Below are 19,382 nucleotides of genomic sequence, written 5' to 3'. Positions count from 1 at the left end.
TAATAGGAGTCCAAGTAGCACCAACCCCTAAATCTAAATAACCTGGGTCATTAAAATTATTCAACAATGTTGTTCTATACTCACCTAAAGCAGATATAGCAAATTTCTCACTTAATTTTCTACCGTATAAAGAAGTTACTTGAAATACATCTGTCAGAGCTTCAAAGTCTTCAGAATCTGTATCAATATCTTTGTTGTCTAACTTAACCCAACCAAGGTTAAGGTTTAAAGAGTTGTTCCAGAAAAACTTATCTTCTTTTAAGTTAGCAAAGGCGTTACCTGTAATGGCAATGTTACCAGAGCTGTTGTTTGGAGCACCCTGTGCAAACCAATTGTTGAAGTTAGATAAACTACCGCCTATAGTACCAAAAGCGCCAGTTTTCCAACCTGGTAATGCATCTATCTGCGCTTGTAAAGCATCTGCTCTACCTTGAATAGCAGCAATAGAATCTTTTTTTTCGGCTAGTGTTGCCTTTAACTCTTCTTCTGTCTGTGCTTGGCCCATCCAAACTCCAGCAACCGTAAGAACGGCGAAAAGTATTTTTTTCATAATGACTTGTGTTTATAGTTTAAGAAACGCAAAAGTAAGAATAGTCACACTTGCCTTACAAAGAAATTTACTTTTTCTTGTACAAAGGCACCGCAGAACAGGCTTCTCCGTACATAACGCTCTTAGCCACAGGTTGTATTTTTAGTATTGCTTGCAGATAAGCGTTTTGTGGTACTGGTTTATGGCTACAACCTTTAATGATTACCGGTTTATCTTGGAAAGCACTAACGTCTAAATTAGCTAGAATTGTTTGATACAGGCTGGTTTCTAAATCTTCTAAGGTACCAACCACTACTTGCTTTGCATACGGTTGTAGTTTGCTCACCAAAAGCATGTACGCCCAACCCGGAACTATAGCATCTGTACTACAATTTAGGGCTACATAGGCATCTTTATATTGCTCCCAATCATGGGTGTCTGCTAGACTTCTAAATTCTTTTTCCTTAAGAATCAGTTCTTCCCAAAGCCAATCTTTAATATCCAAAACGGCTCTTTTTCCTACAGGATAGTAATCTTCCAAATCAAAGACCTGTAACTTGCTTTGTGCAACCCTATTTACAATTTCTTCTGCCATTTTTGTTATGCTTACAATAAGCCCAGTTCCAATTTAGCTTCTTCGCTCATCAAATCTTGCGTCCAAGGCGGGTCAAAAGTAATTTCTACCTCAGCATCTTTGATTTCATCAATAGACTTTACCTTTTCCTCTACTTCTGCAGGTAAACTTTCCGCTACCGGGCAGTTAGGAGATGTTAGTGTCATCAGAATTTTAACTTCATAATCTTCGTTGACCAAAACATCATAAATAAGTCCTAATTCATATATATCTACTGGAATTTCTGGGTCATAAATGGTTTTTAAAACCAATACGATTTTCTCTCCTAATTCAGCTGTATCTAGTGTTTCTTCGCTCATTTTATTTGTGTTTGATAGGCCACGGCATACAATTTCATCTGTTTGATCATGCTCACCAATCCATTGGCCCTTGTGGGTGATAAATGTTCTTTAAGTCCAATTTCATCTATAAATTGGGTATCTGCCTCCATAATATCTTTAGGCTTTTGATTGCTAAAGACTCTAATTAAAAGGGCAATGATTCCTTTGGTGATGATAGCATCACTATCTGCCGTAAAAAGCAATCTTTCATCTTCTAACTCAGCGTGTACCCAAACCTTACTTTGGCAACCTTTTATGATGTTGTCATCGGTTTTATATTGCTCATCTATTAAGGGGAGGGATTTACCCAACTCTATCATGTATTCATAACGCTGCATCCAGTCATCGAACATGCTGAACTCGTCTATAATTTCTTCTTGTATGGCCTGTATGGTCATGTAGTTTGCAATTTGTGTACAAAATTAGTGGATTTTAATCCCTTACTCAACTTTTTCAGAAAGTGTTAAGAGCCTAGTCATCAATTCTTCTAGTTCTTTGGGTGGGTGACCATGGTCAAATTCGTATGAATAGACCACCCCTTCAATCAATAATTCAAAACTTGCCAAAGCGGCGGCATCTACCATAGATTTACTTTGGTCTGGTTCTGAAATGTTCTTAAGGTCAATCGCTTTTAGTGCCATCACTAGAGATTCCTGCTCTTCTGCCTTTAAATTTAGGGTTTTAAATGTTCCTTGTCTTGTACTTCTATATTTTAGGGTTGTTCCATCACAAACCAATTCTTTGTAAAAACCGCGACTTTCTGCCCTGTAATTTAAATTCCAAGTAGGGTTCTGATTACAATTTTGTTGTAGCATCAAAAGGGTTAAAATAGCAATACATGTTTTCATAGTTAAAGCTAACAAAAAAGGCATCTACGTTGGTAGATGCCTTTGATTATTTTAATGTATTGGGTTATGGTAGCATAGCTTCTCTGGCACCGCCAGCAGCAAAAAGTGCTCTCATACGTTCTTTTTGTCCATTACTAAACATGTACATACATTCATCATCTACATAATCCATATAGTTCATAGTCATGTCTGTTGTTCTACAGTGGGTAGTTGGAAAACTTGGACATCCGTAATTAGGACGGTCAGAAGATGGTGTATCAGATACAAAATCGTCTCTATTACATCTGCCGTCTCCCCAGATATGTCTAAGGTTTAACCAATGACCCACTTCATGAGTAGTGGTTCTACCACCATCAAAAGGAGCTGTTGCCGTACCGGTTGTTCCAAAGTATTGTGGCGAAACCACCACTCCATCCGTAGAGGAGCTACCCCCAGGAAATTGCGCGTATCCTAAGATACCACCACCAATATTACCTACCCAAATATTTAAATGTGTGCTTGGTGTTACCACATTGGAACCGCCTTGTGCATCAAACTTAATAGCATCACTTGTTCCAAAAGAAGTCTGGGAGGTTTGTTTTCTGATAACCTGATCCAAAGTAAACTGGATATCTGAATCTGCAACTACTGGACTAAACAAGGAAGGTACTTGGTTAATGTCGTTGTTGGTAGCGCTAAAATCGTCATTTAGTACGGCGATTTGCGAAGCAATTTGAGCATCTGAAATGTTCTGACTGGCATTGTTGTACAAGACGTGAACAATTACTGGAATGGTAATAGTGCCTAGGTTATCTTCAACGGGAGTATCACCTCCTCCGCCGTTGCCACCACCACCGTTGCCGTTACCATTACCTTTTTTGGCAGCAAGATATTGCCTGGTGTGCTTTTCAATATTATACATTTTTTGCTCTAAACCAGGATTGCTCTTAAGCTTCTGGTTCAACACTTTCATAGTGGAGCAATTTTTACCAGCATTTCCTTTACCCGCGCTGTTGGTTTCTGATTCAACATCATCTGTATACACAAAGAAGTCGCTCATATCTACTTGAACTTCTTGCGCAGCTAAAACATCACTTTCGGGGGATTGCTCCTTTTCACAGGAGTAAAGGACAACTGCCATTGCAGACAATGTTAAAATCGTCTTTTTCATAAATTAATGGGTATATAATGGTTATTATTTGCTGCAGAAGATACAAATAATTAACATTATCCCAATGTTTTGTTAAAATAAATATGAAATATTGAAACAAAGTTGTTATCCAACCAACATACTCTTAGCGCGTTCTACACCGGCTACAAGCGCATCTACCTCTTCTTTGGTATTGTAAAAACAAAAGCTTGCTCTTACCGTGCCAGGAATTTTGTAAAAATCCATTATGGGTTGGGCACAATGATGTCCCGTACGTACGGCAATACCCAATTTATCAAGAATGGTACCAATATCATATGGGTGAACACCTTCTATATTAAAAGAAATTACCGAAGTTTTGTTCTGTGCCGTACCATAAATTTTTAAGCCATCAATCTTAGACAATTCTGTGGTAGCATAATCCAATAGTTGATGCTCATAGGCCGCTATCGCTTCAAAACCTATGGTATTCATATAATCTAAAGCGGCGCCAAAGGCAATACCGCCACAAATATTGGGTGTACCTGCCTCAAATTTATGTGGTAATTCTGCGTAGGTAGTTTTTTCAAAGGTAACCTCTGCTATCATTTCGCCACCGCCTTGGTACGGAGGTAATTTTTTTAACCATTCCTCTTTGCCATACAGCATACCTACCCCAGTGGGTCCACATATTTTATGAGCAGAAACTACATAAAAATCCACATCTAAAGTTTGTACATCTGCTTTAATATGCGGGGCAGCCTGTGCACCATCTATTAATACGGCAGCACCAACGTTATGAGCTGCTGATATTATTTCTTCAATAGGGTTTATGGTTCCCAAGGCATTGGAAATATGGTTACAAAAAACCAATTTTGTTTTACGAGAGAGTAAATTATGATAGGTTTCCATTACCAACTCACCCTGCTCGTTCATCGGAATTACCTTAAGAATAGCTCCCGTACGTTCACAAAGCATTTGCCAGGGCACAATATTGCTGTGGTGTTCCATGGCGGAAACCAATACCTCATCTCCTTTTTCCAATAGGGAAGAAAACCCATGAGCTACTAAATTGATACTATGCGTAGTCCCTGAAGTGAATATGATTTCGTGGGCTTTAGCGGCATTAAAATGCTGCTGAATTTTTTGTCTTGCTTGCTCATATTTATCCGTGGCCTCTTGCGATAAAGCATGGACGCCACGGTGAATATTTGCATTGTAATTTTGGTAATAGTCTACTATCGCATTTATGACCTGTTGCGGTGTTTGTGAGGTAGCCGCGTTATCTAGATATACTAAAGGCTTACCGTTGACTTCCCTATTTAAAATTGGAAAATCTTTGCGTATTTGTACTACATCAAAATCCACTTCTGTCATAAAAAACTATTATCCTATAAATCGAAACCAAGATTTACTCCCAGCTTACTGGCAATAAGTTTGTTGATTCTTACTTTCAATTCTGGTATACGTACACTTTCTAACACGTTATTGGCAAAAGCATACATCATTAAAGCTCTGGCCTCTTTCTTAGGAATACCTCTAGATTGCAAATAAAATAAGGCATCCTCGTCTAATTGACCTATGGTACAACCATGAGAACACTTAACGTCATCTGCAAAAATCTCTAACTGAGGTTTGGTATTTACCGTTGCTTTATCGGATATAAGAATATTATTGTTTTGCTGAAACGCATTGGTCTTCTGTGCAATTTTATCTACAATAATTTTTCCGTTGAAAACACCAGTAGAACTATCCCCATAGATACCTTTATAATCTTGGTGGCTTTCGCAATTAGGCTGCGCATGGTGTACCAAAGTGTAATGGTCTACGTGTTGCTTTTCGCCTAAAATGGTTACTCCCTTAAGGGTAGAGTCTATATGCTCCCCGTTCTGGTAATAATTCAAGTTATTACGGGTTAGTTTACCTCCAAAAGAGAAGGTATGTACACGTACTTGACTATTGGTTTTTTGGTCTATATAGGTATTGTCTACCAAAGATGCGGTAGGCGCATCGTTCTGTACTTTATAATAATCTACACGAGCATCTTTAGCCGCAAAAATTTCGGTCACCGCATTGGTAAACACTTCATTTGTGGTTAAACTTTGGTGACGCTCTATGATTTGCACTTCTGCATTTTCTTCTACTACAATCAAATTTCTTGGTTGCAACATTAAAGCGGCTTCGTTACCCGTAGCCAAGTGCAAAATTTGAATAGGTTTTCTAGGGGCCTTACTTTTAGGTATGTAAATGTATGCTCCTTCCCTACTAAACGCTGTATTCAATGTGGTTAATGATTCGTCTTTAGACGCTACTTTGTTAAAGTATTTTTCTATAACCTCTTTGTACATTGGCTTACTAAAGGCAGCACTCATCAAACAAACATCTACACCATCATGTGTAGTTTCTGATAAGTAAGACGAATACACGCCGTCTACAAATACAATTTTATACGTGTCTATTTCATGTAAAAAGAACTTCTTTACATCTTTGTACTCCAATGCATTGGTTTCTTTTGGAAAAATGCTGAAATCTACCTTTTCAATACTCTTTAGCGAGGTGTATTTCCACGCTTCTTCCTTTTTGCTAGGAAAACCTTTTGCTTCAAAATTCTTAATAGCCTCGGAACGCACCTCATGTACAGGGTGGTCAAGGTCTACCTGGTTTTCAAAGGCCAAAAAAGAAGAAATCAATTTATCTTTCAACTCCATCTTCTACTGCTTATACCGTTTCTTCTTGTTTGATCCAGTCGTAACCTTTTTCTTCTAGCTCCATGGCTAGTTCTTTACCACCAGACTTTACAATTTTACCATTGTACAATACGTGCACATAATCTGGAACTATATAGTCTAACAAACGCTGATAGTGGGTAATTACCACAATGGCGTTGTCTTTGCTTTTTAATTTGTTAACCCCATTGGCTACAATACGCAAGGCATCAATATCCAAACCAGAGTCAGTCTCATCCAAGATAGCCAACTTAGGTTCTAACATGGCCATTTGAAAAATCTCGTTACGTTTTTTCTCTCCTCCAGAGAAGCCTTCGTTAAGAGAACGAGATAAGAATTTACGGTCTATCTCTAGCAATTCTGATTTTTCGCGAATCAGTTTCAACATTTCATTAGCAGGCATGTCTTCTAAACCACGTGCCTTTCTAGACTCGTTGATTGCCGTTTTCATGAAGTTGGTTACTGATACACCTGGGATTTCAACAGGATATTGGAAAGAAAGAAAGACACCCTTATGCGCTCTTTCTTCTGGAGAGGCATCTTCTAAATCTTCACCATCTAAAACAATGCTTCCTTTTTCTACCTCAAAATTTTCATTACCAGCAATTACGGAAGCCAAAGTACTTTTACCAGAACCGTTTGGCCCCATGATGGCATGTACCTCTCCTGGTTTAACATCTAGGTTAATACCCTTTAAAATGGCTTTATCTTCTACACTTGCGTGTAAATCTTTAATTGTTAACATTCTTGCTTTTTATTTTTATCCTACTGATCCTTCTAAACTAATTTCTAATAACTTCTGTGCCTCCACGGCAAACTCCATTGGTAATTTGTTCAACACCTCTTTACTAAAGCCATTAACAATAAGTGCAATTGCCTTTTCTGTGTCTATACCACGTTGGTTGCAATAGAAAATTTGGTCTTCGCCAATTTTACTGGTCGTAGCCTCGTGCTCTATTTGTGCCGATTTGTTTTTGGTTTCTATATAAGGAAAGGTATGCGCCCCACACTCATTACCCATCAACAAAGAATCGCACTGCGAAAAGTTACGCGCATTTTCTGCCCTACTGTTCACTTGTACCAAACCACGGTAACTATTCTGGGATTTACCGGCAGAAATACCTTTAGAAATTATTGTACTCTTGGTGTTTTTACCCAAGTGTACCATTTTAGTGCCGGTATCTGCTTGCTGATAGTTGTTGGTTACGGCTATGGAATAAAACTCCCCGATTGAATTATCGCCTTTTAGAATACACGAGGGATACTTCCATGTTACCGCAGAACCTGTTTCTACCTGTGTCCAAGATATTTTTGCGTTTTTCTCGCAAAGTCCTCTTTTGGTCACAAAGTTGAATACACCACCTTTACCCTCTTTATCTCCGGGGAACCAGTTTTGTACCGTACTATATTTAATTTCTGCATCGTCTAGTGCAATAAGCTCTACAACGGCAGCGTGCAGTTGATTTTCATCTCTAGAAGGAGCAGTACATCCTTCTAAATAACTCACATAACTACCTTCGTCAGCAACCACCAAAGTACGCTCAAACTGGCCGGTACCTGCTTGGTTAATTCTAAAATAGGTAGATAATTCCATTGGGCAACGCACGCCCTTTGGAATGTAACAGAAACTACCATCTGAAAAAACGGCAGAGTTTAAAGCGGCATAAAAGTTATCTTTTTGCGGCACCACGGAACCAATGTGTTTTCTAACCAATTCTGGGTGCTCCTGTATGGCTTCAGAAATAGAACAGAATATAATTCCTTTTTCTGCTAAAGTCTTTTTGAAGGTAGTAGCTACGGAAACAGAATCCATAACTACATCTACTGCAACACCGGCTAATTTTTTTTGCTCATCTAAAGAGATTCCCAAGCGCTTAAACGTGTCTAGCAATTCTGGGTCTACCTCGTCTAGACTTTCGTACTTTGGCTTCTTGTTTGGTGCAGAGTAGTATGATATATCTTGAAAATCTGGTTTTTCATAATGCACGTTTGCCCATTCTGGCTCGTCCATCTCTTTCCAGATTTTAAAAGCTTCTAAACGCCATTGGGTCATCCACTCAGGCTCATTCTTCTTTTTAGAAAGCGCAACAACCACTTCCTCATTCAACCCTTTGGGAAAGGTTTCAGATTCTATGTCTGTATAGAAACCATACTCATATTCCTTGGTTTCTAATTCTTTTTTTAATTCCTCTTCTGTATACGCCATAACAATCTTTCTGTTCTCTTTTTTTGGTATTAAGCACTGTGTTTAGAGCGAAAAACTTTCTCCACATCCGCAGGTACGCTGGGCATTAGGATTGTTAAAAACAAAACCTTTACCATTCAAACCTCCTGAATATTCCAAAGTGGTGCCAACCAAGTATAAAAAACTCTTTTTATCCACCACAATTTTTATGTCATTATCTTCAAACACTTTATCGGTATCTCCTACGGTGTTGTCAAAATTAAGTTCATAGGACAATCCACTACAACCTCCACTCTTTACTCCAACACGTACGTAGTCCGAACCAGCTTCAAAGCCTTCCTCTGACATCAATGCGGCCACTTTAGCCTTTGCAGTATCTGACACTTTGATCATGTTACAATTAGATTAATTATAAATAGCTTACAAATATAGTGGTTAAGACGTATTTTAACAGGATTCATAACATTATTATAACGAATATTTCCATAAGCATTTTCTATGATTCAGATTATACCGATTGCCATCGTGTATGAATACCTATTTTAGGGAATTATTAAAAATCGTATTTAAAGAATTCATCCTACTTTTGCAGTATGTTAGAAGACAAAGAACAATCAAGAACACCTTTAGAACAGTTGGGCGAATTTGGCCTAATAACACATTTGACCAAAGACTTTAAACTAGTACAAGAATCTAGTGTTAAAGGAATTGGTGATGATGCCGCTGTTTTAGATCATAAAAACCAAAAAACTGTAGTTTCTACAGATTTATTGATTGAGGGCGTACATTTTAACTTGGCTTATATGCCACTAAAGCATTTGGGGTACAAATCTGTGATGGTAAATCTGTCTGACATTTATGCCATGAATGCCACAGCAACCCAAATCACAGTTTCTTTGGCCGTATCTAACCGTTTTCCCTTAGAAGCTTTGGAAGAATTTTACGCTGGTGTAGCAACAGCTTGTAAAATTTATGGCGTGGACCTTATTGGTGGAGACACCACATCTTCTACAAAAGGAATGCTCATAAGTGTTACCGCAATTGGCGTAGCCCAAGAAGAACAACTGGTGTACCGCAATGGAGCCAAAGAGAACGATTTGCTTGTTGTTTCTGGTGATATTGGTGGCGCTTATCTTGGTTTGCAAGTTTTAGAGCGCGAAAACGAGGTTTTTAAAGTGAATCCTCAAAACCAGCCCGATTTAGATGCCTACAGTTACATTGTAGAAAGACAATTAAAGCCTGAAGCTAGAAAAGATATTGTTGAATTGCTAGCGAAATTAGAAGTGAAACCTACCGCTATGATAGATATTAGTGACGGACTTTCTTCTGAAATTTTGCATTTGTGCCAAAATAGCAATGTTGGTTGTGATTTATATGAAGATAAAATTCCTTTAGACCCCACGGTAATTGCTACTTCTGAAGAGTTTAAAATGGATAGCACGATGATTGCTTTGAGTGGTGGAGAAGATTATGAGTTATTGTTTACCATAGATCAAAAAGATTTTCCCAAGATAAAGGCCAATCCTAATCTTACAGTTATCGGTCATATGACAGAGAAAAGTATGGGCGCACAGCTAGTTACGCGTTCTGGCGCAAAAATGGAATTAAAAGCACAGGGCTGGAATTCGTTTTAATTAAGCTACCCGTCTGCGTTCTGTTTGCTTTTTAGACGCTCTACGGTTTCTTTTCTGGTACATTTCTTCCAGGGTCTTATTTATCTCCCTCATTTTTTCCGTAAGAATGGTCAGTTTACCACGTTCATCCGTAGTTACCTGTTTTTGGCAGTGAATACAACGGTATTCTTTAATATGCTGTGTCACTTTCTTAGACACAACAAAATGATGCCCAAAAAATTGACAGAAAATACCAGTAAGCTTATTGCCATCGGGGGTAATGGTTCCTTTCATACATCAAGGTTTAAATGGCACGTTTAGACTTGGGGCCTTAACAATGCGGTTATACAAAATTAGGTTTGGTTCTTTATTATTGAAAACAGCTGAAAATCAACTGCAAACATACTTATGCAACGGCACTCCCCTTCTGTTTAGTATATGTTTTATCGTATTTTCTACAAAAATTTCGATAAAAGGCATATTTTCGACAAAATCAGCAAATAATCGACGAACCGTTGTGGGCTTCAAGATACAAATACAGCGCTTATTAACAAATAATTAGTGATTAATGTTACGTAAAAAAGACACCTTACTTGTAGGTTTCGCCCTCTTTTCTTTATTTTTTGGTGCTGGCAACCTTATTCTACCCCCCTATTTAGGATTTACCTCCGGTATAGATTGGTGGGTAGTAACTTTGGGTTTTGTACTTACTGGTGTTGTCGTACCCATCTTTGGCATTGTGGCTCATGCCCGATTACAAGGCACCTTATTCGATGTCGGTAAAAAAGTATCTCCAACATTCAGTTTAATTTATGCCTACCTTATATATCTAATATCTATTTTACTACCTGCGCCACGTACTGCGGCTGTGACCCATGAGATAGCTATTGCTCCACTTTTTAATAGTCCATCATGGCTTTCAAGTACGATTTACTTTGCATTGGTATTTGTATTTGCCTTAAATCGCTCTAAAGTGCTAAGCATTATTGGCAAATTTCTTACTCCAGCCATCTTACTTATTTTAGCAGCAATAATTATTAGTGCAATTGTTGGTTTTGATAGCCCTCTTGCTCCTAGTAGTGTTGCGCATGGGTTTAGCACTGGTTTTTTAGAAGGATATCAAACATTCGATGCTATTGCTGCAGTAGTTGTAGGTGGTGTTATTATAATCTCGGTTAACCTAGATTTTAAGCAATTAGATGCCGCGTACAAAAGGAAACTCATCGCTAGAGCTGGTCTTATTGCTGGTTTGGGTCTATTTGCAGTCTATGCTGGATTAATTTATACGGGAGCACGTTTACAGTCTGAGTTTATTGGGATTACCGACCGAACTGCCTTGTTATCCGAAATTAGCATCATTACGTTAGGCAATATTGCCTCCTTACTTTTAAGTGTGCTAGTATCACTAGCCTGTTTTACCACGGCTGTTGGGATTATTACAGGTACCGCAGATTTTATGAAAGGAAGATGTAATGAAAGTCAATCTGTTTATATAGTGACTGTAGCGCTTTGTTGCTTAATTGGTCTTTTGGTAGGCCAGTTCAACGTGGAATTTATAATTAAAGTCGCCGTACCTGCATTAATGTTCATTTATCCCGTGACTATTATTCTAATACTATTAAATGTAGTTCCAGATACACTTGGCAGCCCAAAAGTGTTTAAATGGGTTACAGCAACTGCTGTTCTATTTAGCACCCCAGATTTTCTTGCTACCATTGGGTATCCACAGCTGGGCAATATAGCAAGTGATTGGTTACCCTTGGCTAAATTTCAAATGGGTTGGATATTACCCTGTATGTTAATATTTGCAATAGTCAATGCTACCAAAAAAATAGGCGCATAAAGCGCCCATTTTATCATATGTAATGGCTAAAACTAGGCATTCATCAATTCCTCTATCTCTTCAGCTGCTAACGGTATGTTTTGCATTAGATTAAGAGGCTCACCACTTTCTTGGATAACCACATCATCCTCCAAACGAATACCAAAACCTTCTTCAGGAATATAAATACCAGGTTCTACGGTAAATACCATATTCGCTTTCATTGGTGTTTTTAAAGCCCCATAATCATGCGTGTTTAGACCGATATGATGACTGGTACCGTGCATAAAATATTGTTTATAAGCAGGCCAATCTGGATCTTCGTTTTGTACCGCGGCTTTGTCTAAAAGACCTAATCCCAATAATTCAGACGTCATTATTTTACCAACTTCTTTATGATATTCTGCCCACAAGGTGCCTGGAACCAACATTTTAGTTGCCTGCTCTTTTACCCGTAAAACGGCATCATAAACCGCACGCTGTCTTGCTGTAAAACGCCCGCTCACAGGTATAGTTCGGGTCATATCACTAGAATAATTGGCATATTCTGCAGCCAAATCCATCAAAATAAGCTCTCCTTCTTTACACTCTTGATTGTTTTCTATATAATGTAATACATTCGCATTATTGCCAGAGGCGATGATAGGCGTATAAGCAAACCCCTTGCTTCTATTGCGTACAAATTCGTGTAAAAATTCGGCTTCAATCTCATACTCAAATACACCCGGTTTAACAAACTCTAATACACGTCTGAAACCTTTTTCAGTTATGTTACAAGCAATTTGCATAATCGCAATTTCTTCTGGCTCTTTAATGCCTCTAATTTCTTGTAATATAGGATTGCTTTTTGCCCATTGATGCGCAGGAAAGTTTTGTTTGCATTTACGGATAAAACGGTCTTCTCTAGTTTGCGTTTCTACGGCTTGCCGGTAATGTTCGTTCGTATTAAAATAAATAGTTTCGGCCTCCGTCATCAAATCAAAGAAAATCTTATCAAAATCACTTAACCAATACACCGTTTGTATACCAGATACACGTGTTGCATCTTCTTTGGTAAGCTTAGCCCCTTCCCAAACCGCAATATGCGCATTGGTTTCTCTTACAAATAATAGCTCTTTATGCTTTGGATTCAACGCATCTGGAAAAAGTATTAATATGGTTTCTTCTTGGTCTGCCCCAGACAAATAAAACAAATCCCTGTCTTGTTCAAACGGCATGGTGGCATCGGCACCTATGGGATAAATGTCGTTAGAATTAAAGACTGCAATACTTTTAGCTTTCATGCGCTGCATGAATTTCTTTCTATTCTTAACAAATAACTGACTGTCTATTGGGTCATATTTCATACAAAATCTGTTTTTTTCAAAAGTAACGAATGCAGTCACCATTGTAAAATCTTAATTAAAAGGGCATCGCTATTAAAAGCAATAAATACTACTATTGGTAGACTACATAGTTATTATTACCTTTCTGCTCGACTAATCCCAACCTCAAAAAAAATGAAACGTTTATTCCTTTTTGCCCTAATTATTGGCTTACATTTTTGTTATGCGCAGCCCAGAGCTACTACAGAAAACTATGTTAAAGATGCATTAGAGGCAAAAGCCAAACTAGAAGAAGTTTCGCTGTTAAAAAATATATCCTTGACCAACATTGGACCAGCAATTATGAGTGGTCGTGTGGTGGACTTAGCGGTTAATGAAGCTGACCCTACGGAATTTTATGTAGCCTATGCTTCTGGAGGTCTTTGGCACACTAAAGACAATGGCATTTCTTTCACCCCAATTATGGATAATGCACCTACCCAGAATATTGGTGATATTGCGGTACACTGGGCCAGCCACACTATTTGGGTAGGCACAGGAGAAAATAATGCTTCTAGATCTAGTTACGCTGGAATAGGGGTATTAAAATCTACGGACAATGGTGCTACTTGGGAACATATGGGTTTAAAAGACAGCCAACACATTGGCAGAATAGTCATTGACCCAGACAATCCAGATACTGTTGTAGTTGGTGCTACAGGACATTTGTATTCTGCAAACGAAGAAAGAGGTATTTTCAAAACAATAGATGGCGGTAAAACTTGGACTAAAACGCTTTACGTAAATGCAGAAAGTGGCGTAATAGACGTGGCTGTAGACCCTAAAAATTTTAAGACTCAATACGCCGCCACTTGGCAAAAAGACAGAAAAGCTTGGAATTTTACAGGTAACGGCTCAGGGTCTGCCATTTACAAAAGTTTGGATGCTGGTAGCACATGGAATAAAATAACACTAGAAGGCAGCGGCTTCCCTGCAAGTGAGGGTGTGGGCCGTATTGGATTGGCCGTTTTTAACGATTCTATTGTTTATGCGGTATTAGACAATCAAGAAAGGAGGGCTAAAGCGCTTAAAAAGGTTGTTGATGGGGACAAATTAACCAAAGACGATTTTAAAACCATGAACAAACGCACTTTACTAGGTCTGGACAACAAGCGTTTAAATACGTTCTTAAAGACCAATGGTTTTCAAGAAAAATATCGTGCAGAGAATGTAAAGGCACTGGTACGTGATGGCTTGGTAGAGCCAGTGGATTTAGCCAAATACTTAGAAGACGCCAATTCACTTTTGTTTGATACTCCTGTGAAAGGTGCAGAAGTTTATAAAAGTACCGACGCCGGCGCCACTTGGTCAAAAACACATGAAGATTACATTGATGACCTCTTTTATAGCTATGGTTATTATTTTGCTCAAATTGCAGTTGACCCTAGCGATAGCGAACGCATTTATTTAGCTGGTGTACCTTTAATAAGGTCTACAGATGGTGGAAAAACTTTTGAAAGTATTAGCAAAGAAAATGTACATTCTGACCACCACGCCTTATGGATTAATCCAAAAAAAACTGGCCATTTAATTAATGGTAATGATGGTGGTGTAAACATTACTTATACAGATGGTGATGTGTGGATGAAAAACAACCAGCCCAGTGTAGGGCAATTTTATGCCATCAATGTAGATAATGAGGAACCATACAATGTTTATGGCGGCCTACAAGATAACGGAGTTTGGAAAGCTCCACATACCACTAAAATTAATAATGGTTGGCAAAGTAGTGGTAAAAATCCTTGGGAAATGCTAATGGGGGGTGATGGTATGCAAGTGCAAATAGATAGCAGAAATTCAGATATTGTTTTTACCGGATTTCAATTTGGAAACTACTATAGGATAGATTTAGCAACGGGCAAGCGCAATCCCATACAACCTAAACATGAACTAGGAGAGAGTCCTTATCGTTTTAATTGGCAAACACCAATATTACTATCCCCTCACAACCAAGATATTCTTTATCTAGGAAGCAATAAGTTACACCGTTCTATGGACCAAGGTACTACTTGGCAAAGTATTTCTGAAGATGTAACTCATGGCGGCAAAAAAGGAAATGTTGCTTATGGTACCATCACAACAATTTCTGAATCTCCTTTTACCTTTGGGCTATTGTATGTAGGTACAGATGATGGTCTAATCCATGTTTCTAAGGATGGTGGACATAGTTGGACCAATGTTGCCAACCCATTACCAAAACAATTATGGGTGACCGAAGTTTCAGCTTCTAAACATAAAAAATCTAGAGTCTACGCTACACTTAACGGGTATCGTTGGGATAATTTTGTGCCTTACGCCTATGTGAGCGAAGATTACGGCGTTAGCTGGAAAAATATTGTGGAAGACCTACCTGCCTCCCCAATTAATGCATTCGTAGAAGACCCTAGTAATGAAAACCTATTGTTTATAGGTACAGATAATGGATTATATGCTAGTTTGGACCGAGGCAACTCTTGGCATAGCATGCAAAATGGAATGCCTAATGTAGCAGTACACGATTTAGTTATACAAAAAAGAGACCAACATTTGTTAGTGGGCACCCATGGTAGAAGTATTTATAAAGCAGACATAGGCTTTTTACAAGAAGTAGACTTTGACCTTGACCGTGAAAAGCTACATGTATTTAAATTAGAAAACATAAAACATTCTGGGAGATGGGGAAATAGCTGGTCTTCTTGGGGAAATCCAAACACTCCTGGTCTTGATGTTAATTTTTATACCAATACCGCAGATACATTCCAAGCCAAGGTGAGTACCAAAGATGGCATTACCATAAGCCAAGCAAGCCTAGAGGCTATTAAAGGATTTAATGTATTGCATTTTGATGTAGCTTTTGACAAAGAAGGAAAAAAAGCATATTTACAAAAAAACAAAACCACCTTAACAGAAGCTAACAATGGCAAAACGTACCTGCCAAAAGGCACCTATGTTTTAGAGGTTTCTGGCAATGGAAGCAAGCAAACCAAAGAATTTAAAATAGAATAAATGCAATTAAGCTTAAGCATACCAGCACTTTTGTTTCCTGCCATTTCTTTAACCATGCTGGCTTATAATGCAAGGTATTTGGCCATTGCGGCTTTAATTAGGCAATTGCACGGACAATTTTTAGAAACCCAAGCACAACCCCTAAAAAAACAAATAGAATTACTACGTAAACGTTTAGAAATAATAAAATGGATGCAAGCCACAGCTATTGCCAGTTTTTTGTTGGCTGCTGTAACCATGTTTTTAGTTTACGTAGAGCTCGAGCTCTGGGCGAATATAGTTTTTGGTTTTAGTTTAATATTTTTAATGGTTTCTCTGGTATTGTCCTTTATAGAGGTACAATTATCTACAAAAGCGCTGGGAGTACAATTAAATAGCATGGAGTAATGAAGTTAGTTTTACAAGAAGATTTACCACTACAAGAAGTAAGTCACGACCCAGATATAAAGAAAAAAGTGTTCTTGAATAAAGGCGATATTCCCCATTTGATGATGTTTAGCACCGCCACTTTTACTCCAGGACAATCTGTAGAAACGCATAAACACGATACCATGACTGAAGTATTTTATATACAAAAAGGCATGGCAGAATTTACCGTTGAAGGCAAGAAATATATTTTAAAACAAGGACATTGTATTACCATAGAAGCTGGAGAGTGGCACAGCCAAAAGAATCCTTTTGATGCTGATGTAACTTGGCTATATTTTGGGGTAGACGTAGGATAAATATGGGCGATTGTGCATTTTACCCAGTTAAACTGTGGTTTTTGTCTAATTTTTAAGAAATTTCTGTAATTTTTTGAGTATTTTGTTTACCCAAATTTTAAATTCCCCAAGCCTATGGAACGGGTAACAGATATTGCTTTTTTCAATAACATACGTGAAATTCGCGAGTACGAATTCGGAAAGTTTTATTTTTTTAACGGTCTTGTTATTTCAGAAATAGCAGAAGGTGCCACTTTTGCTTGGGAACATGCAGAAAAGGCTATTAAGGCCGCTCATGAAATTTTTGGTCACGATTTACCCATCATATACATCTCTAACAGAGTAAACAAATACAATGTGGTAGCATCTGATTGGATTAAATTTTACCAACATAGGCACAACTTAAAATACTACGGTATTGTAGGTAATAGCAGTAAAAGCTTTGCCAGCTTAGTATTAGAACGAATGTTCTTTAAATCTAGCATGCGCAAATTTAGTCACTTACAAGACGCCATTGATTGGGCACAAAATTTGTTGGTAACAGATGTCGATTTAATTTTTGGCGAAAATAGCTATTGACCAATGTGAAAAATAGCGTCTCCCTGATTCACCACAGCTTGATTATTGATACAAAATATAAAGCCTGAATTTGGCGCAATAATATTTTTGCTTCGCTTGGCATACGTATCAGAAATTATCCCCATTATTTCACCTTTTTTTATAGCCATTCCATTTTTCACCTTTGGAATAAACATGCCTGCCCTTGGCGCACGCACCCATCTAGTCCTTATCAAATGTTGACTAACTATGGTTTTGGCATCGTTCACACCTTCTAACATTTTCAGATGATGTAACACATTTGTTATTCCTTGGCAGGCTATAGAAATGGAGTCCCCATCAAAACGCATGCTTTCACCAGCTTCATAAACAATTACTGTTTTCCCTTTTTTATAGGCATCGTTCCTAAAGGAACCTTTTATCAACTTAGAAGAAAAGTAAAAGGGCGCATTAAAAACTTCCGCAAGTTCTTTACCATTATCATCCCCTAAAGTGTAGCGTACTTGCGGATGATTATGGCGTTGCCCTCCACCAGTGTGCAAATCAATAGCAATATCAATTTGTGGCAAGAGCTCATTGGCATAATTGTATGCAATTCTGCTAGCCAAAGAACCGTTTTTAGACCCTGGAAAACTTCGGTTTACGTCTTTACCATCTGGCACATCTCTAGAAAAATGAATAAATCCAAAGACGTTTAAAATAGGAACTACAATTACCGTACCCCTACAAATATTTAGCGTTTTGTCTGCCAACATACGGCGCAGTGTTTCTACTCCGTTAATCTCATCCCCATGTAGACCAGCTTGCAGCAAAACCACTGGACCAGGATTTTTGCTATTAAAAACGTGGACGGGTATATCTATTAAAGTGCCTGTCGGGAGTTTGGCAATATCTATTTTTACAAGTTTATTTTTCCCGGGAGGCACCAATTCTCCCCCAATTTGCAACGTTCTATCAGCTCTTTCTTCCCACATGTCGTTCCATATATTGTATAATTCGCTTGGCCACATTAACACCTGTGGCAGCCTCTACTCCTTTTAGCCCAGGAGACGCATTTACTTCTAATATCAAGGGACCACTGGCAGAACGAATTAAATCTACACCCGCAACCCCTAAGCCCAATAACTGTGTAGCTTGTAATGCAATAAACTTTTCTCGTGGGGTTAATTTTACCGCTTCGCCTAAGCCTCCTCTATGAATGTTAGACCTAAATTCATCCATATCAGAAGTCCGCTTCATACTAGCAACTACTTTTTTACCAATAACGATAATACGTATATCTTCCCCGTTTGCTTCCTCTATAAACTTCTGAATAAGGATACTAGTATCCATTTTATAAAAGGTATCAATAATGCTTCTAGCAGATTTTTTAGTCTCTGCCAAAATCACACCTAACCCTTGTGTACCTTCTTGCAGTTTTATAATTACTGGGGGGCCACCTAAAAGGCGTAATTGGTCTTCTATATTATTAGGATTAATACTAAAAAGCGTTTCTGGAATCGGCAACCCATTTTTAGCTAGAATTTGCAGTGTAGCCACTTTATTTCTCGCTCTACTAATTGCGGCAGACCTAGCAGTACTAAAAACGCCATTGATTTCAAACTGTTTGACAATTGCTGCGCCATGTTTGGTTACTTTAGTCCCTATTCTTGGAATTATAGCATCAAACTCATGAGTAACATCTTCAGAACCAAAAAAAATTTTAGGATTACCTTCTCCAAGTTTTACGGAGCATTTGGTGTGATCAATAAGTTCTACATAATGCCCAGCTTTTTGCGCTTCTTCTACCAAGCGTCTGGTAGAATGCACATGTAGGCTTACAGAAAGTATGGCAATGTCCATGTAAACGGCTTAGGGTCTGTTTTAGAGTATGAATATCGTTTAAAAATTTAAATCGTATTTATTTTTTTGTGATTTTAATCTTTTGACAATCTAGTTTGTTGAAGCAAAAACGTTTTAGAATCTAGGTTTTAAGAGATTTTATCA

General features: G+C 38.1%; 21 protein-coding genes. 6 read left to right on the top strand and 15 right to left on the bottom strand.

What is annotated here, in order from left to right; translation table 11 throughout:
- The 11 genes from HCO57_RS11195 to HCO57_RS11145 form a co-directional block, all read right to left on the bottom strand.
- Positions 1 to 550 (bottom strand): DUF3078 domain-containing protein (locus tag HCO57_RS11195; RefSeq protein WP_167989097.1); only part of this gene is annotated, 550 nt, incomplete at its 3' end.
- A gap of 67 nt (positions 551 to 617) precedes the next feature.
- On the bottom strand, positions 618 to 1,124 hold the full coding sequence (locus tag HCO57_RS11190) for a DUF2480 family protein (RefSeq protein ID WP_167989096.1): 507 nt from the start codon (positions 1,122 to 1,124) through the stop codon (positions 618 to 620).
- Between the two features lie 11 nt (positions 1,125 to 1,135).
- Positions 1,136 to 1,462 carry a DUF59 domain-containing protein gene (locus HCO57_RS11185; protein ID WP_167989095.1) on the bottom strand — a complete coding sequence of 109 codons (327 nt, stop codon included), beginning with the start codon at positions 1,460 to 1,462 and terminating at the stop codon, positions 1,136 to 1,138.
- Positions 1,459 to 1,881, bottom strand: a complete 423-nt coding sequence (locus HCO57_RS11180) for a SufE family protein (RefSeq protein WP_136950205.1) — start codon at positions 1,879 to 1,881, stop codon at positions 1,459 to 1,461. Before HCO57_RS11180 ends, HCO57_RS11185 begins: the two co-directional genes overlap by 4 nt.
- 42 nt (positions 1,882 to 1,923) lie before the next feature.
- Positions 1,924 to 2,331, bottom strand: a complete 408-nt coding sequence (locus HCO57_RS11175) for a hypothetical protein (protein ID WP_167989094.1) — start codon at positions 2,329 to 2,331, stop codon at positions 1,924 to 1,926.
- Between the two features lie 64 nt (positions 2,332 to 2,395).
- A complete protein-coding gene (locus tag HCO57_RS11170) occupies positions 2,396 to 3,481 on the bottom strand; it encodes a zinc metalloprotease (protein WP_167989093.1) in 1,086 nt (361 codons plus the stop codon).
- Positions 3,482 to 3,586: 105 nt separating this feature from the next.
- Entirely contained in the window at positions 3,587 to 4,816 is a 1,230-nt protein-coding gene (locus HCO57_RS11165; protein ID WP_167989092.1) for an aminotransferase class V-fold PLP-dependent enzyme, read from the bottom strand.
- A 14-nt stretch (positions 4,817 to 4,830) separates the two neighbouring features.
- Positions 4,831 to 6,147 (bottom strand): Fe-S cluster assembly protein SufD, encoded by a 1,317-nt coding sequence (sufD, locus tag HCO57_RS11160; protein ID WP_010516156.1) that lies wholly within the window; start codon positions 6,145 to 6,147, stop codon positions 4,831 to 4,833.
- Positions 6,148 to 6,157: 10 nt separating this feature from the next.
- The gene (sufC, locus tag HCO57_RS11155; protein ID WP_010516158.1) at positions 6,158 to 6,910 is read right to left on the bottom strand and encodes a Fe-S cluster assembly ATPase SufC; all 753 of its coding nucleotides are present in this window, start codon (positions 6,908 to 6,910) and stop codon (positions 6,158 to 6,160) included.
- A 15-nt stretch (positions 6,911 to 6,925) separates the two neighbouring features.
- Positions 6,926 to 8,371 carry a Fe-S cluster assembly protein SufB gene (gene sufB / locus HCO57_RS11150; RefSeq protein WP_167989091.1) on the bottom strand — a complete coding sequence of 482 codons (1,446 nt, stop codon included), beginning with the start codon at positions 8,369 to 8,371 and terminating at the stop codon, positions 6,926 to 6,928.
- Between the two features lie 42 nt (positions 8,372 to 8,413).
- A complete protein-coding gene (locus HCO57_RS11145) occupies positions 8,414 to 8,743 on the bottom strand; it encodes a HesB/IscA family protein (protein ID WP_167989090.1) in 330 nt (109 codons plus the stop codon).
- Between the two features lie 200 nt (positions 8,744 to 8,943).
- Here HCO57_RS11145 and thiL point away from each other — a divergent pair, with 200 nt between their 5' ends.
- Positions 8,944 to 9,984, top strand: coding sequence for a thiamine-phosphate kinase (gene thiL, locus HCO57_RS11140; protein ID WP_167989089.1), 1,041 nt, complete (start codon positions 8,944 to 8,946; stop codon positions 9,982 to 9,984).
- On the opposite strand, the gene HCO57_RS11135 is transcribed toward thiL, so the two are convergent.
- Positions 9,985 to 10,257, bottom strand: coding sequence for a hypothetical protein (locus HCO57_RS11135; RefSeq protein WP_167989088.1), 273 nt, complete (start codon positions 10,255 to 10,257; stop codon positions 9,985 to 9,987).
- Between the two features lie 274 nt (positions 10,258 to 10,531).
- Here HCO57_RS11135 and brnQ point away from each other — a divergent pair, with 274 nt between their 5' ends.
- The gene (gene brnQ / locus HCO57_RS11130; RefSeq protein WP_167989087.1) at positions 10,532 to 11,806 is read left to right on the top strand and encodes a branched-chain amino acid transport system II carrier protein; all 1,275 of its coding nucleotides are present in this window, start codon (positions 10,532 to 10,534) and stop codon (positions 11,804 to 11,806) included.
- 32 nt (positions 11,807 to 11,838) lie between these two features.
- On the opposite strand, the gene HCO57_RS11125 is transcribed toward brnQ, so the two are convergent.
- Complete coding sequence (locus HCO57_RS11125; protein WP_167989086.1) at positions 11,839 to 13,131, bottom strand: aminopeptidase P family protein; 1,293 nt, start codon at positions 13,129 to 13,131, stop codon at positions 11,839 to 11,841.
- A gap of 153 nt (positions 13,132 to 13,284) precedes the next feature.
- On the opposite strand from HCO57_RS11125, the gene HCO57_RS11120 reads away from it, so the two are divergent.
- The 4 genes from HCO57_RS11120 to HCO57_RS11105 all read left to right on the top strand — a co-directional run bounded on the left by HCO57_RS11120 (position 13,285) and on the right by HCO57_RS11105 (position 17,417).
- Positions 13,285 to 16,134 carry a glycosyl hydrolase gene (locus HCO57_RS11120; protein ID WP_167989085.1) on the top strand — a complete coding sequence of 950 codons (2,850 nt, stop codon included), beginning with the start codon at positions 13,285 to 13,287 and terminating at the stop codon, positions 16,132 to 16,134.
- Complete coding sequence (locus HCO57_RS11115) at positions 16,135 to 16,521, top strand: DUF2721 domain-containing protein (RefSeq protein WP_167989084.1); 387 nt, start codon at positions 16,135 to 16,137, stop codon at positions 16,519 to 16,521.
- Positions 16,521 to 16,859: a cupin domain-containing protein gene (locus tag HCO57_RS11110; RefSeq protein WP_167989083.1), complete on the top strand. Its 339-nt coding sequence runs from the start codon at positions 16,521 to 16,523 to the stop codon at positions 16,857 to 16,859. Before HCO57_RS11115 ends, HCO57_RS11110 begins: the two co-directional genes overlap by 1 nt.
- 114 nt (positions 16,860 to 16,973) lie before the next feature.
- Entirely contained in the window at positions 16,974 to 17,417 is a 444-nt protein-coding gene (locus tag HCO57_RS11105; protein ID WP_167989082.1) for a hypothetical protein, read from the top strand.
- Here the strand turns inward: HCO57_RS11105 and HCO57_RS11100 are convergent.
- Together HCO57_RS11100 and HCO57_RS11095 are read right to left on the bottom strand one after the other, a co-directional pair.
- Complete coding sequence (locus HCO57_RS11100) at positions 17,411 to 18,370, bottom strand: succinylglutamate desuccinylase/aspartoacylase family protein (protein WP_167989081.1); 960 nt, start codon at positions 18,368 to 18,370, stop codon at positions 17,411 to 17,413. The two genes, HCO57_RS11105 and HCO57_RS11100, sit on opposite strands and share 7 nt — an antisense overlap.
- Entirely contained in the window at positions 18,351 to 19,238 is an 888-nt protein-coding gene (locus tag HCO57_RS11095) for a RimK family alpha-L-glutamate ligase (RefSeq protein WP_167989080.1), read from the bottom strand. The genes HCO57_RS11100 and HCO57_RS11095 overlap by 20 nt, the downstream gene beginning before the upstream one ends.
- Positions 19,239 to 19,382 lie beyond the last annotated feature (144 nt).

The organism is Croceivirga sp. JEA036 (assembly GCF_011882165.1).
Lineage (GTDB): Bacteria > Bacteroidota > Bacteroidia > Flavobacteriales > Flavobacteriaceae > Croceivirga.
The sequence above is the reverse complement of the archived record's forward strand: the minus strand, read 5'-3'. Positions and strand labels throughout refer to the sequence as shown.

Bases quoted from the DNA above. Each gene is read 5' to 3' on its own strand.
- HCO57_RS11100 (WP_167989081.1), bottom strand. From the start codon at position 18,370: ATGTGGGAAGAAAGAGCTGATAGAACGTTGCAAATTGGGGGAGAATTG.
- HCO57_RS11105 (WP_167989082.1), top strand. From the start codon at position 16,974: ATGGAACGGGTAACAGATATTGCTTTTTTCAATAACATACGTGAAATT.
- brnQ (WP_167989087.1), top strand. From the start codon at position 10,532: ATGTTACGTAAAAAAGACACCTTACTTGTAGGTTTCGCCCTCTTTTCT.
- HCO57_RS11180 (WP_136950205.1), bottom strand. From the start codon at position 1,881: ATGACCATACAGGCCATACAAGAAGAAATTATAGACGAGTTCAGCATG.
- HCO57_RS11120 (WP_167989085.1), top strand. From the start codon at position 13,285: ATGAAACGTTTATTCCTTTTTGCCCTAATTATTGGCTTACATTTTTGT.
- HCO57_RS11185 (WP_167989095.1), bottom strand. From the start codon at position 1,462: ATGAGCGAAGAAACACTAGATACAGCTGAATTAGGAGAGAAAATCGTA.
- HCO57_RS11115 (WP_167989084.1), top strand. From the start codon at position 16,135: ATGCAATTAAGCTTAAGCATACCAGCACTTTTGTTTCCTGCCATTTCT.
- HCO57_RS11110 (WP_167989083.1), top strand. From the start codon at position 16,521: ATGAAGTTAGTTTTACAAGAAGATTTACCACTACAAGAAGTAAGTCAC.
- HCO57_RS11135 (WP_167989088.1), bottom strand. From the start codon at position 10,257: ATGAAAGGAACCATTACCCCCGATGGCAATAAGCTTACTGGTATTTTC.
- HCO57_RS11145 (WP_167989090.1), bottom strand. From the start codon at position 8,743: ATGATCAAAGTGTCAGATACTGCAAAGGCTAAAGTGGCCGCATTGATG.
- HCO57_RS11095 (WP_167989080.1), bottom strand. From the start codon at position 19,238: ATGGACATTGCCATACTTTCTGTAAGCCTACATGTGCATTCTACCAGA.
- HCO57_RS11125 (WP_167989086.1), bottom strand. From the start codon at position 13,131: ATGAAATATGACCCAATAGACAGTCAGTTATTTGTTAAGAATAGAAAG.
- HCO57_RS11165 (WP_167989092.1), bottom strand. From the start codon at position 4,816: ATGACAGAAGTGGATTTTGATGTAGTACAAATACGCAAAGATTTTCCA.
- HCO57_RS11170 (WP_167989093.1), bottom strand. From the start codon at position 3,481: ATGAAAAAGACGATTTTAACATTGTCTGCAATGGCAGTTGTCCTTTAC.
- HCO57_RS11175 (WP_167989094.1), bottom strand. From the start codon at position 2,331: ATGAAAACATGTATTGCTATTTTAACCCTTTTGATGCTACAACAAAAT.
- sufB (WP_167989091.1), bottom strand. From the start codon at position 8,371: ATGGCGTATACAGAAGAGGAATTAAAAAAAGAATTAGAAACCAAGGAA.
- thiL (WP_167989089.1), top strand. From the start codon at position 8,944: ATGTTAGAAGACAAAGAACAATCAAGAACACCTTTAGAACAGTTGGGC.
- HCO57_RS11190 (WP_167989096.1), bottom strand. From the start codon at position 1,124: ATGGCAGAAGAAATTGTAAATAGGGTTGCACAAAGCAAGTTACAGGTC.
- sufD (WP_010516156.1), bottom strand. From the start codon at position 6,147: ATGGAGTTGAAAGATAAATTGATTTCTTCTTTTTTGGCCTTTGAAAAC.
- sufC (WP_010516158.1), bottom strand. From the start codon at position 6,910: ATGTTAACAATTAAAGATTTACACGCAAGTGTAGAAGATAAAGCCATT.